At 69.6% G+C, this 12,881-nt stretch carries 10 protein-coding genes; 8 read left to right on the forward strand and 2 right to left on the reverse strand.

The genetic code is table 11. The annotated features are described in order from the left end of the window. The 3 genes from NJ4_RS07770 to holA form a co-directional block, all read left to right on the forward strand. Window positions 1-746: ComEA family DNA-binding protein (locus NJ4_RS07770; RefSeq protein WP_082748288.1), on the forward strand; the 746-nt coding region annotated here is incomplete at its 5' end. Then, window positions 746-3,040, forward strand: coding sequence for a ComEC/Rec2 family competence protein (locus NJ4_RS07775; protein WP_245644502.1), 2,295 nt, complete (start codon window positions 746-748; stop codon window positions 3,038-3,040). The genes NJ4_RS07770 and NJ4_RS07775, both read left to right, overlap by 1 nt. Window positions 3,041-3,102: 62 nt before the next feature. Then, on the forward strand, window positions 3,103-4,095 hold the full coding sequence (holA, locus tag NJ4_RS07780) for a DNA polymerase III subunit delta (protein ID WP_067432625.1): 993 nt from the start codon (window positions 3,103-3,105) through the stop codon (window positions 4,093-4,095). A gap of 68 nt (window positions 4,096-4,163) precedes the next feature. Here the strand turns inward: holA and rpsT are convergent, their stop codons facing one another. Together rpsT and NJ4_RS07790 are read right to left on the reverse strand one after the other, a co-directional pair. Further along, window positions 4,164-4,424, reverse strand: a complete 261-nt coding sequence (rpsT, locus tag NJ4_RS07785; protein WP_067432628.1) for a 30S ribosomal protein S20 — start codon at window positions 4,422-4,424, stop codon at window positions 4,164-4,166. 190 nt (window positions 4,425-4,614) lie between these two features. Then, window positions 4,615-5,559, reverse strand: a complete 945-nt coding sequence (locus NJ4_RS07790; protein WP_067432630.1) for a phosphotransferase family protein — start codon at window positions 5,557-5,559, stop codon at window positions 4,615-4,617. A 181-nt stretch (window positions 5,560-5,740) separates the two neighbouring features. Between NJ4_RS07790 and lepA the strand changes: the two genes are divergently transcribed. From lepA to hemW, 5 genes are all read left to right on the forward strand, one after another. Next, entirely contained in the window at window positions 5,741-7,615 is a 1,875-nt protein-coding gene (lepA, locus tag NJ4_RS07795; protein ID WP_067432633.1) for a translation elongation factor 4, read from the forward strand. Window positions 7,616-7,639: 24 nt separating this feature from the next. Continuing rightward, window positions 7,640-8,560 (forward strand): aminoglycoside phosphotransferase family protein, encoded by a 921-nt coding sequence (locus tag NJ4_RS07800; RefSeq protein ID WP_067432636.1) that lies wholly within the window; start codon window positions 7,640-7,642, stop codon window positions 8,558-8,560. Window positions 8,561-8,895: 335 nt separating this feature from the next. Next, window positions 8,896-9,558, forward strand: a complete 663-nt coding sequence (locus tag NJ4_RS07805; RefSeq protein ID WP_067432639.1) for an MOSC domain-containing protein — start codon at window positions 8,896-8,898, stop codon at window positions 9,556-9,558. Between the two features lie 163 nt (window positions 9,559-9,721). After that, window positions 9,722-11,506: an AMP-dependent synthetase/ligase gene (locus NJ4_RS07810; protein WP_245644503.1), complete on the forward strand. Its 1,785-nt coding sequence runs from the start codon at window positions 9,722-9,724 to the stop codon at window positions 11,504-11,506. 115 nt (window positions 11,507-11,621) lie between these two features. Beyond that, complete coding sequence (gene hemW, locus NJ4_RS07815) at window positions 11,622-12,839, forward strand: radical SAM family heme chaperone HemW (protein WP_067432646.1); 1,218 nt, start codon at window positions 11,622-11,624, stop codon at window positions 12,837-12,839. The last annotated feature ends 42 nt before the right edge of the window (window positions 12,840-12,881 follow it).

The following is a 12,881-nucleotide window of genomic DNA, read 5'->3' on the forward strand; positions in this document are numbered from 1 at the left end:
CGCCCGAGCCGGAGCCCGCCGGTGATCCGGCGGGCCCGCCGATGCTCCCGATTCCCGGTCGTCACGCAGCGCGCACGGCGACGCGCCCGTGGCTGGATCTCTCCGCGTTCCGCGGGCGGGTGGCATTGACCGCGGGGCAGGTGGCGGCGCTGGCCGTGCTGGTTGCCGTGGGTCTGGCCGTGACCGCGTGGTGGGTGATCCGTGACGACGCAGGGGCACCCGTCGCGGCACCGGAGGGCGGACCGGCGCTGGCCACCCCCGTGGCCGACGGTGCTCCGTCGTCCGTGGCGTCGACCGGGGGCTCGGCCGCGTCGGCCAGTGAACTGGTCGTCGACGTCACCGGCAAGGTGCGCCACCCCGGAATCGTCGTTCTGCCCCCTGGATCGCGCGTCGTCGACGCCCTGAAGGCGGCCGGTGGGGTGCGACCGGGGGCCGACCTGGCTGGGCTCAACCAGGCCCGTCTGATCACCGACGGCGAGCAGATCGTGGTGGGTGTCCCGGCGCCACCCGGTGTCGCCGCGTCCAGTGCGCCGTCGCCCGGCGCGACCTCGGGGGCGACGGTGAACCTGAACTCCGCAACCACCACCGAGCTCGAGGAGCTGCCCGGCGTCGGCCCGGTCACGGCCGAGGCGATCGTGGCCTGGCGTGACACGAACGGTGGTTTCCGCAGCGTCGACCAGCTCCTGGAGGTCGACGGCATCGGTGAGAAGACCCTGGCCGAGCTGGCACCGCACGTCACCCTGTGATGCACGTCGGTGACCTGCGTCGGCTCCTGGAGGTGCCGGAGGTGGCCGACCTGCGGATGCCGGCCGCCGGGCTGGCTGCCTGGTTGGGTGGGATCGGCGGTCTGGTTGCGCCGGTGCCGGCGCTGATCGGGGCGGTCGCCGTGACGGCGGTGTCACTGCGGCTGGTCAGGCCGACCCTGCGACGAGCCGTCGTCGCGTGGCTCCTGATCGCCGTGGCGATCGGCGCCAGCGCGGCTCTTCGCGATCTCGCCGTCCGCTCCGGCCCGGCCGCGGCGCTCTCCGAGACCCGCACCGCGGTGACGGCCCGGGTGACGGTGATCTCCGATCCGAAGCCGGTTCAGGGTCAGTTCGCGACCGCGATCATTATGCGGGCCTCGATCGCCGAGCTGACCGCCCACGGCACGACGTACGACGTGCACACGCCGGTGCTGCTGATCGCCGACCCGTCGTGGAAGGACGTCGAGCTGGGCAGCACGATGACGGTGCGCGCCAGGCTGGGCCCGGCCGACGGGCACGAGGTGGCCGCCGTGCTGACGCCGTTCGGTCCACCGGGCGAGGCCGAGTCGCCGTCCGTGCTGTGGCGCGGTTCGGCCGCGGTTCGTGCGTCGATCCGCGACTCGGTCGAGGGAGGCCCGGCTCCGGCTCGTGACCTGGTTCCTGCCCTGGTCGACGGCGACGACCAGGGCCTGCCCGAGCAGGTGGCCGAGGAGTTCCGGGCCTCGGGGCTGACCCACCTCCTGGCCGTCTCGGGCACCAACCTGACGTTGGTGGTGGGCTTTCTGGTCGTGGTCGGCCGGTGGTGCGGTGTGCGCGGTCGATGGCAGTACGCGCTGGGAGCTGCCGGCATCGTCGGCTTCGTGCTGCTGGCCCGCACGGAGCCGAGCGTGGTCCGGGCCGCGGCGATGGGAACCGTCGCCCTGATCGGCATGGGGTCCAACGGCACCGGCCGGGGTGTCCGAGCGATCGGGGTGGCCGTCGTAGGCCTTCTCCTGCTGGATCCCTGGCTGGCCACCACCGTGGGTTTCGCGCTCTCGGTGCTGGCCACCACGGGGATCCTGTTGCTTGCCCCGGTGTGGACGCGTGCGTTGTCGACCTGGATGCCGGAGTGGATGGCGCAGGCCATCGCCGTACCCACCGCTGCCCAGCTGGCCTGCACACCGTTGGTGGCTGCGATCTCCAACCAGGTCAGCCTGGTGGCGGTGCTGGCCAACCTCGCTGCCGGGCCCCTGGTCGCGCCCGCGACCGTGGCCGGACTTCTCGGGGGAGTGGTCGGCCTGCTCTGGCCGGCCGGGGGAGCCGTGACCGGGTGGCTGGCCTGCCAGTGCGCGCGCGGCATCATCGCCGTCGCCGACCGATCGGCACGGCTTGCCCTGCCGGCGATCGACTGGGGTTCGGACTGGGTGTCGGTCGGGGTCCTCACCGTGCTGTGCGCGGGCCTCGCCGTGACCCTGGGACGACTTTTGGCCAGGCGCTTGTCCGGACTGGCCTGCTGCGTGCTGATGGTGGCCGTCGTGGTGGTGCCGATGCCGAGCCCGGGGTGGCCGCCGGTCGGCTGGATCCTTGCCGTGTGCGACGTCGGGCAGGGCGACGGGCTGGCGCTCAACGCCGGCGGGGGACAGGCGGTGGTGGTCGACGTCGGGCCCGAGTCCGACGACATGGATCACTGCCTGGACCGGCTCGGCGTCTCTGTCCTTCCCGTCGTGGTGCTGAGTCACTTCCACGCCGACCACGTGGACGGCTTCGCCTCCGCGGTCAGCGGGCGCAGGGTGGGTTCGGTGCTGACCAGTGCCCTCCCGGAGCCGCCCGAACGGGTGGCCGCTGTCAGCGCGGAGACGCAGGGCCGCTTCCGTACTCCGGCGTACGGCGAGGTCCTCCAGGTGGGGGAGGTCCGGATGCAGGTCATCGGCCCCGTCCCCGGGACACTGCTCGCCGGGGACCCCAACAACGCGTCGCTGGTGCTGCTCGCCGAGATCCGCGGGGTGCGGATCCTGCTCACCGGTGACGTGGAGCCCGACGGGCAGGCCCGGCTGGCGGCGGCCTACCCGGGTCTGCGGGTGGACGTGCTCAAGATCCCGCACCACGGCAGCCGTTACCAGGAGATGGATTTCCTGGTCGGGCTCGATCCGGCGATCGCGATCGCTTCGGTGGGCGCGGACAACGGCTACGGGCACCCGGCGGCCTCGACGATGGAGCCGCTTCGCGACTCGGGCGCCCGGGTGCTGCGAACCGATCGCGACGGCGACGTCGTGGTGGTCCTGCGCGACCATCGACTCCGGGTCGCCACGCGAGGGTGACCCGGGGTGAGGACCGTGCTGCGGGCGGGCCTGTCCTCGCGCTGTGGCAGGCTAGACGCACCATGGCAGAACCACGCGCAGCAGACGTCCTCGGCCGAGTCACGCTCGTGACCGGGAGTGAAGAGTTCCTCAACGAACGCACGGTCGTCGGCGTGCGTGCCGCGGTCCGCAAGCACGACGCCGAGGCGGAGTTCTCCGAGGCCCAGGGCAACGACCTGACCCTGGCCACCCTGGGAGAGCTGGCCGCACCATCCCTGTTCTCCACCACCCGATGCGTGGTGGTGCGTGGGCTGGAGAACCTTCCCGACGAGTCCGTGGCCGGCCTGCTCGACTACTGCTCCTCACCAGCCGAGGACATTGCGCTCGTGCTCGTCCATGGGGGAGGGCAGAAGGGCAGCGGCGTGCTGACCAAGCTGCGCAAGGTCGCGACCGTCACCGAGGTGAAGTCGGCGCCGGTGAAGGGCGCCGAGTTCACCCGCTTCGTCTCCTCCGAGGTCCGTGGTCACGGTGCCCGGCTCGATGACGAGGCCGCCGACTTCCTGGTCCAGGCCATCGGCCAGGATCTCCGCTCCCTGGCCGCTGCGGCGCACCAGCTGGTCAACGACTACCCCGGCCAGGCGCTGAGCGTCGACATGGTCAAGCGCTATTTCGGTGGGCGGGCCGAGGCCAAGTCGTTCGCCGTGGCCGACCACGCGTTCTTCGGTCGTCGGGCCCCGGCCCTCGAGGAGCTGCGCTGGGCGCTCGACGGCGGCACCGCCCCGGTGCTGATCACCTCGGCCTTCGCCGGCGGAGTCCGTGGGCTGGCCCGCTACGTCTCGGCGCCGCGAGGCATGCGCGAGGCCGACCTGGCCCGAGAGGTCGGCGTACCCCCGTGGAAGCTGCGCACGCTGCGCGACCAGTCGCGTGCCTGGTCACCCGACGGGTTGGGGTTGGCCATCCGTGCGATCGCCCAGGCCGACGCCGACATCAAGGGAGCCGCTCACGACGCGGCGTACACCCTCGAACGGCTGGTCCTGACGGTCGCCGGGCTCCGGGAGCAGCGCTCCACCCGCTGACCGTCGCGACAAGCACGAAGGCGCCGCTCCCCGAGGGGAGCGACGCCTTCGTGCTTGTCGGGGCTACGTCAGAGCGACGAGGCCTTCTTGCTGATCGAGGACTTGCGGTTGGCAGCCTGGTTCTTGTGGATGACGCCCTTGGAGGCCGCCTTGTCCAGCTTCTTGTTGGCGTCGGCGGCGGCGGCCAGAGCAGCGTCCTTGTCGCCGGTCTCGGCCAGCTCGCGGAACTTGCGCACCGCGGACTTCAGGCCGGTCTTGACCGACTTGTTGCGCTCGTGCGCCTGCTCGTTCTGGCGGTTGCGCTTGATCTGGGACTTGATGTTCGCCACGTTTGCTGCGCTTTCACTTGGTTCGGACTGGATGGAGGTCTTGTGGCTGGGGTTAACCAGCTTGCTGGACTGGCGGGAATTCAGTCCGTGGCAGGTCAGCGAAGAGGGCGCCAGACATGCAAGCGGAAACTCTATCAGCGGTGACGAGACCCCCCAAATCCATCAGTGCCGGGCGAAGGGGCAGGCCTGCTCACCAGTCGCGGCGTTCCGCGAGCCACTCCCAGACCACCCTGCCCTGCCAGGCCTGGGCGTCCCGGAGATGGGGCGAGGTGGGCGGTGCCGGATCGTCGGCGGACTTGAGGAAGTGACCGGCCAACAGGGCCAGCCCGATGTCGATGTGCTCGGCCGGCACCTCGCGGGTGAGCGGGCGGGCCGCCAGCACCGATTCCACGTCGAGCCCGTCGCCGCGGGGACCGATCAGGGCGCAGAGCGTGTCGAACCAGGGCGCGGCGAGCACCGGCCAGTTCCAGTCGCAGATCCAGAGCTGGTCCGCTCCCAGGAGCGTGTTGTCGTCGCGGATGTCGGTGTGCTGCACGACGTCGCCGACCAACACCTCACCGAATCGAGCGGCCAGGGCTGCCGCCTCGTCGACGTGGGCAAGGTCGGGGTGTCGTTCCCGGATGGTCTGCCAGTACGCCGGCAGGCCGGCCAGGTCCTCCTCGATCGGGTCGAGCCCCGCGTCGATCGGGGGCTGTGCCGCGGCGACCGACTCGAGGGCATCGAGCAGTCGGTCCAGATCGACGGCCCGCCAGGGGCGCTCGGGAAGCCGCGCGTCGACGTACTCGAAGCCCAGCACCACCCAGTCATCGTCGTCGTGGGACCACAGCAGCCGTGGTGCGGGAACGAGGTCCTGGAGGGTGCGGAGCTTGCGCGCCTCCTCGCGGTAGGAGAGGGCGAACATCCGCTGGGCCTTCACCGATGCGGCCTTGACGAAATGCAGGGAGCCGTCGTCGCAGGTCAGGACGGAGGCGAACCCGGGCGTGAATCCACCACCCTGGGACTCCGCGGCCACCACGGGTGAACCGCACTCGGCTTCGACGCGCCGGCGGATGTGCGGGGGCAGGAACTGCCACTCGAGGCGGCGGGCGGTCCGGCCGCTCGGCGGCGGGTCGCTCCGTTGGTGGGAAGGCGTCACGGGAGCACATCATGCCCGGCCGCCGGTTCCGCCCGGACACCCGATGCGCCTCGGGGCGTGGGTGACGTCTCGGAGGGCGCGCCTGTTCCGCCGGCTGTCGGTTCGGCTGTGGCCCCGTGGCATGGGACAATGACGGGCCGTACGTCGTACTCCGCACCACAGCCCAGAGAGCAAGCCGCCGTTGACCTCGCAAGCGCCGAAGCCCGGCCACACCGATCCCGCGATCATCCGCAACTTCTGCATCATCGCGCACATCGACCACGGCAAGTCGACCCTTGCCGACCGGATGCTCCAGCTCACCGGGGTCGTCGACGAGCGCGCCGCCCGTGCGCAGTACCTCGACCGCATGGACATCGAGCGTGAGCGAGGCATCACGATCAAGTCCCAGGCCGTGCGCCTGCCATGGACGGTGACGCCCGAGGCAGCCACCGATCTCGACATCGACGCGGGCACCTACGTGCTCAACATGATCGACACTCCCGGCCACGTGGACTTCACCTACGAGGTGTCGCGTTCCCTCGAGGCGTGCGAGGCCGCCGTGCTCCTGGTCGACGCTGCGCAGGGCATCGAGGCGCAGACGCTGGCCAACCTCTATCTCGCGATGGGCGCCGATCTCCACATCATCCCGGTGCTCAACAAGATCGACCTGCCCAGCGCCAACGTCGAGAAGTACGCCGCGGAACTGGCCGGGCTGGTCGGCTGCGAGCCGTCCGACGTGCTGCTCACCTCGGCCAAGACCGGCGTCGGTGTCGAGGCGCTGCTCAATGAGATCGTGAAGCAGACCCCGCCGCCCGTGGGCAGTGCGGACAAGCCCGCGCGGGCGCTCATCTTCGACTCCGTCTACGACACCTACCGGGGTGTGGTCACCTACGTGCGGGTGATCGACGGGAAGCTCAGCCATCGCGACCGGATCAAGATGATGTCGACCAATGCGGTGCACGAGATGCTCGAGGTCGGCGTGATCAGCCCGGAGCCGGTCAAGGCCGGCGAGATCGGCGTCGGCGAGGTCGGCTACCTGATCACCGGCGTGAAGGACGTGCGTCAGTCCCGCGTCGGTGACACCGTCACCACCCAGCACCACGGCGCCACCGAGGCCCTCGGCGGCTACAAGCACCCGAACCCGATGGTCTACGCCGGCCTCTACCCCATGGATGGCGACCAGTTCGGCGACCTGCGTGAGGCACTCGAGAAGCTGCAGCTCAACGACGCAGCCCTGACCTATGAGCCGGAGACCTCCGGCGCACTCGGCTTCGGGTTCCGCTGCGGCTTCCTCGGCCTGTTGCACATGGAGATCACCCGTGACCGCCTCGAGCGCGAGTTCAACCTCGACCTGATCTCCACGGCACCCAACGTGGTCTACGAGGTGCAGATGGAGGACGGCTCCGAGGCTGAGGTGACCAACCCCAGCGAGTTCCCCGAGGGCAAGATCGCCGAGGTGCGCGAGCCCGTCGTACGCGCCACGATCCTGTCGCCGTCCGACTTCATCGGCACGATCATGGAGCTCTGCCAGACCAAGCGCGGCAATCTCAAGGGCATGGACTACCTCTCCGAGGACCGGGTCGAGATGCGCTACACGCTGCCGATGGGCGAGATCGTCTTCGACTTCTTCGACCAGCTGAAGTCGCGCACCAAGGGCTACGCCTCGCTCGACTACGAACGCTCCGGTGAGCAGGCAGCCGACCTGGTCAAGGTCGACATCCTCCTGCAGGGCGAGCCGGTCGACGCCTTCTCGGCGATCGTGCACCGCGACGCGGCGTACAACTACGGCGTGATGATGGCCGGCAAGTTGAAGGAGCTCATTCCCAGGCAGCAGTTCGAGGTGCCGATCCAGGCCGCCATCGGTGCCCGGGTGATCGCCCGCGAGAACATCCGCGCGATCCGCAAGGACGTGCTCGCCAAGTGCTACGGCGGTGACATCAGCCGCAAGCGCAAACTGCTCGAGAAGCAGAAGGAAGGCAAGAAGCGGATGAAGATGGTCGGCCGGGTCGAGGTGCCCCAGGAGGCGTTCGTCGCAGCGCTGTCGACCACTCAGCCCACGGAGAAGTCCAAGAAGTAGCTCCGCGCTTCTGGGCTGGTCGACATGAACCGCATCGAGGTCCCGGCCGGCCTGCTGGCTCAGGCCTCACGGGGTGAGGCGTGGGCCGGGTGGTTGGACCGCTTGCCGAGACTGGCCGCCGAGCTGCTCGACGAGTGGGAGCTGGTGGTCGACGACACGTCCCGGCACGGGTTCTGCTCCCTCGTGCTCCCGGTGCGCACCGCCTCCGGACGACCAGCGGTGCTCAAGGTGCACACCGACGTTGACGCGGAGGAGTCCGACCACGAGCACCTCGCGCTTCAGCACTGGCACGGGCAGGGCGCGGTGCAGCTGCTCCGGGCCGACCCGCACCGCCGGGCGATGCTGCTGGAGCGTCTCCATCCCGAGGACCTCACCGGTCTGTGGGACCTCGAGGCCTGCGAGATCGTGGCCGGGCTCTACGGGCGGATCCACGTCCCGGCGCCGCCGCCATTGCGCACGCTGTCGTCGTATGTCGAACGCTGGAACGCCGACCTCGAGCAACTGCCACGCGAAGCACCACTACCGCGTCGCATGGTCGAACAGGCAGTCAGCCTGAGCACCGCATTGATCGCCGACGACGCGACCGACGGCACCATGATCCACGGAGATCTCCACTACGAGAACGTGCTGGCCGCTGATCGTGAACCCTGGTTGGTGATTGACCCCAAACCGGTCAGCGGAGATCCTCACTATGAGCTGGCGCCGATGCTGTGGAACCGCTTCGATGAGCTCGCCGGCGACGTTCGCGACGGCCTGCGACGGCGATTCCACACGCTGGTCGACGGCGCCGGACTCGACGAGGACCGGGCCCGAGACTGGGTCGTCGTACGCATGGTGCACAACGCGATGTGGACCGTGCATGACGCCGTCGGACGCGACCTCACCTCTGACGAGCGGACCTGGATGACCGTGTGCGTGACGATCGCGAAGGCAGTCCAGGAGTAGGCCGATGAACGCTGGCCACCGCTGGCGGCGCGCGAACCAACCCTTCTTCCTCGCAGCAGGCTTCGGCGCCGTCGAGGCTTGGGCGGCCGGCATCAGGTCGAGCACCGGGATGCCCTCTCCGGTCAGGTCGGTGCCGGGCTGCAGCGTGCAGGACGCGCCGGCGACGTCCAGTGAGTCGCCCGCGACCAGGGGGCATCGCCTCGCCACCAGGTCGGCAATGCCGGCGGTGAGGTCGACGACTCCGGAGATCGCGGACACCTCGGGAACTGTCCACGGCGGGATCGAACACGGAAATCGAACAGACTGAACGGGTCGGATCTGGAACGATCGCTCCCATGCACGCCTCGGTCCTCCATGTCAGCGTCGGCTTGCCACGTGACCAAGAGTGGGCGGGCAGTCTCAAACGGACGGCGATTGTCAAGCACACGGTCGAGGGCCCGGTCGCCGTACGCCGCCGGGGCCTGGACGGCGATCAGGTGGCGGACACGAGGAACCACGGCGGACCCGACATGGCGGTCTACGCGTTCGCCCGCGAGGACGTGGACCGGTGGCAGGAGCAACTCGGCGCCCCGATCCGCAACGGCCAGTTCGGTGAGAACCTCACCACCGAGGGCATCGACGTCAACGAGGCGCTCGTGGGAGAGCGCTGGCGGATCGGCTCGGTGCTCCTCGAGGTGACCAAGGTGCGCATCCCGTGCTCGGTGTTCAAGAACTGGATGCGCCTCAACGGCTACGACGACACCGCCTGGGTCAAGCGATTCGCGGCCGACGGTCGTCCGGGCCCCTACCTGCGGGTGCTCGAGGAGGGTGAGATCCGCGCCGGGGACCCGATCACGGTGGAACACCGGCCCGACCACGGCATCACGGTCTCGCAGATGTTCCGCGCCCTCACCACGGAGCGCGACCTGGCGCCCAGCCTGCTCGCGATCGATGGGTTGGCCGAGTCGGTGCGTGAGATGGTGGCCAGGTCGGTCGTCGGCAGTGCCGCCGACCGGTGATGGGGTCTGCGCCCCATTCCTTGTCTGCTGTCCGAGATCGCGTGCACGACAGCCATGGGTGATCTAGGTTACTCGTACGTACACGGAGCATTCTGCGCTCCGGCGCCGCGAACATCCCAGGAGTGTCATGCCGATCAACCACGACGCATCTTTTCTCGAGTCCATGCCCCGGAACGTGGCGGTGCAGTTCCTCGATCGCGTCGAGAAGTCGTCGACCCGCGAGGCCTACCGGTTCCCTGTGGGCGACAAGTGGGAGTCGGTGACGTGGCAGGAGGTCGGCGACCGGGTCGCGAACCTCGCAGCCGGCCTGATGTCGCTGGGTGTCGAGCCGGAGCAGCGCGTCGGCATCGCCTCAGGCACCCGCTACGAATGGATTCTGGCCGATCTCGCGGTGATGCTTGCCGGTGCGGCCACGACCACGGTCTACCCATCGACCAACGCCGCCGACACGGCCTACATCCTCAGTGACTCCGGGTCCCGCGTCGTCTTCGCCGAGGACGACGCCCAGATCGCCAAGCTCGTCGAGCACCGGGCCGAGCTGCCCGACCTGTTCAAGGTGGTCACGTTCGACGGCAAGGCCGACGGAGACTGGGTGATCGGGGTCGACGAGCTCGCCGCGATAGGCGAAGAGTTCCTCGCCGCCAACCCCGACGCCGTCGTCGAGCACGCCGAGGCGATCGAGCCCGACCAGCTGGCGACCCTGATCTACACCTCCGGCACGACCGGCCGCCCCAAGGGTGTGCGGCTGCGTCACCGGGCCTGGGTCTACGAGGGCGAGGCGATCGCGTCGCAGAAGATCCTCGACGAGAACGACTTGCAGTTCCTGTGGCTGCCGATGGCCCACTCGTTCGGCAAGGTACTTCTCTCCACCCAGCTGGCCTGTGGCTTCCCGACCGCGGTCGACGGCAGGGTGGACAAGATCATCGACAACCTCGCGATCGTGAAGCCCACCTTCATGGGGGCCGCACCGCGGATCTTCGAGAAGGCCTACTCCCGCATCGTGACGATGCAGGCGGCCGAGGGCGGCGCCAAGGAGAAGCTCTTCAAGAAGGCCTTCGCCGTCGGCCTCCAGGTCGACCAGCTCAAGCGTGAGGGAAAGTCGATCCCGCTCACCCTGAAGCTGCAGCACGGGCTCTTCGACAAGCTGGTCTTCAGCAAGGTGCGGGCGCGCTTCGGTGGCCGGGTGCGGTTCTTCATCTCCGGCTCGGCGGCGCTCAACCGTGAGGTTGCCGAGTGGTTCAACGCAGCCGGCATCACCGTGCTCGAGGGCTACGGGATGACCGAGAACGCCGCCGGTGCCACCGTCAACCACCCGGACCAGAACAAGTTCGGTTCCGTGGGTGCGCCCTTCCCGGGGAGCGAGGTCAAGATCGCCGAGGACGGCGAGGTGATGCTCCGCGGCCCCCACGTGATGGAGGGCTACCACAACCTGCCCGAGGCCACCGCCGAGGCGCTCACCGAGGACGGTTGGCTGCACACCGGTGACATCGGCGAGCTCGACTCCGACGGCTTCCTCAAGATCACCGACCGCAAGAAGGACCTCTTCAAGACCTCGGGCGGCAAATACATCGCCCCGTCCATGATCGAGTCCCAGTTCAAGGCGATCTGCCCCTACGCCAGCCAGTTCCTGGTGCTGGGCAATGAGCGCAACTTCGTCTCCGCGCTGGTCACCCTCGACCCCGATCAGATGACCGACTGGGCGGCCCAGAACGGCATGGAAGGGGCGTCGTACGCCGACATCGTCGGATCGCCCGAGGCCAACGAGATGGTCAGCGGATACATCGACGAGCTCAACGGGCGGTTGAACCGCTGGGAGACGATCAAGAAGTTCAAGATCCTCGACCACGACCTGAGCGTGGAGTCCGGCGAGCTCACTCCGTCGATGAAGGTGAAGCGCAAGGTCGTCGAGGAGAACCAGAAGCAGGTCATCAACGCCTTCTACGGCTGAGCCTCGCCGGGCCGCGACACGGGGCGCCCGGTGCGGCGCCACAGGCAGGCCGCACCGGCGCCGGGGCGTGATGCTCGATGTCCCGGTCTGCCCGGCCCGGTGATTGGATGGGTGGGTGCCCTCAGCCCTCCCGCCCGGTGAACCGGCCCCCGCCGACGGCCGGCTCCCGGAAACGGCGCTCGCCGGGGCCGGCGATCGACCGTTCGGCCTCTACGTCCACGTGCCGTTCTGCACCGCGCGGTGCGGCTACTGCGACTTCAACACCTACACGGCGACCGAACTCGGCGAAGGCGTCACGCGGGCGTCGTACGCCGAGACGGCGATCGCGGAGATCCGTCAGGCGCGACGCGTGCTCGGGGAGGTGGACCGGCGCGTCGACACGGTCTTCTTCGGTGGCGGCACGCCGACGCTGCTGCCGCCGGCCGACCTGACCGCGATCGTTGCGGCGATCTCCGCCGAGTTCGGCCTGGCCGCCGACGTCGAGGTGACCACCGAGGCGAACCCGGACAGTGTGGCGCTGTGGGACCTGGAGGCCCTGCGCAACGGCGGCTTCAACCGCCTCTCCTTCGGCATGCAGTCAGCGGTGCCTCACGTGCTGAAGACCCTCGACCGCACCCACGATCCGCTGCGGGTTCCGGCGGTCGTCGACTGGGCCAGGCAGGCCGGCTTCGATCAGGTGAGCCTGGACCTGATCTACGGAACGCCGGGGGAGTCCGCCGGTGACTGGCAGTCCTCCCTCGACGCTGCGCTCGCCTGCTCGCCGGACCACGTGTCGGCGTACGCCTTGATCGTGGAGGAGGGCACCGCGCTGGCCAGGCAGGTGCGCCGGGGCGAGGTGCCGATGACCGATGACGACGACCTGGCCGACAAGTACCTGGCCGCTGACGAGGCCATGACCGCTGCCGGGCTGGGGTGGTACGAGGTGTCGAACTGGTCGACCGGTGGGGCCGCGCGGTGCCGGCACAACCTGTTCTACTGGCAGGGCGCCGACTGGTGGGGTGTGGGCCCGGGGGCGCACTCCCACGTGGGCGGGGTGCGCTGGTGGAACGTCAAGCACCCGGCGGCCTACGCCCAGCGCATCAACGCCGGCCTCAGCCCGGCGCACGCGCGGGAGGTGCTCGACGCGGAGACCCGTCGGGTGGAACGCGTGCTGCTCGAGATCCGGATCCGGGAGGGCCTGCCACTCGACCTGCTCGACGACCCGGCCCGGGACCGGCTGCCGGACCTCGTCGCGCGCGGGCTGATCGAGCCGGGAGCGGTGACCGACGGTCGCCTGGTGCTGACCCGCGACGGCCGGCTGCTCGCCGACGGGATCGTGCGCGACCTCATCTGACCGGTCGGCGGCGCCGGGGGCACGCGAGAATCAACAACTCGA

It is taken from the genome of Nocardioides jensenii JCM 1364 = NBRC 14755 (assembly GCF_001552535.1).
Classification (GTDB): Bacteria; Actinomycetota; Actinomycetes; order Propionibacteriales; family Nocardioidaceae; genus Nocardioides; species Nocardioides jensenii.

What these genes read in the sequence shown, in the direction of transcription:
- NJ4_RS07800 (WP_067432636.1), top strand. Translation starts at nt 7,640, where the DNA reads ATGAACCGCATCGAGGTCCCGGCCGGCCTGCTGGCTCAGGCCTCACGG.
- NJ4_RS07775 (WP_245644502.1), top strand. Translation starts at nt 746, where the DNA reads ATGCACGTCGGTGACCTGCGTCGGCTCCTGGAGGTGCCGGAGGTGGCC.
- NJ4_RS07805 (WP_067432639.1), top strand. Translation starts at nt 8,896, where the DNA reads ATGCACGCCTCGGTCCTCCATGTCAGCGTCGGCTTGCCACGTGACCAA.
- NJ4_RS07810 (WP_245644503.1), top strand. Translation starts at nt 9,722, where the DNA reads ATGCCCCGGAACGTGGCGGTGCAGTTCCTCGATCGCGTCGAGAAGTCG.
- holA (WP_067432625.1), top strand. Translation starts at nt 3,103, where the DNA reads ATGGCAGAACCACGCGCAGCAGACGTCCTCGGCCGAGTCACGCTCGTG.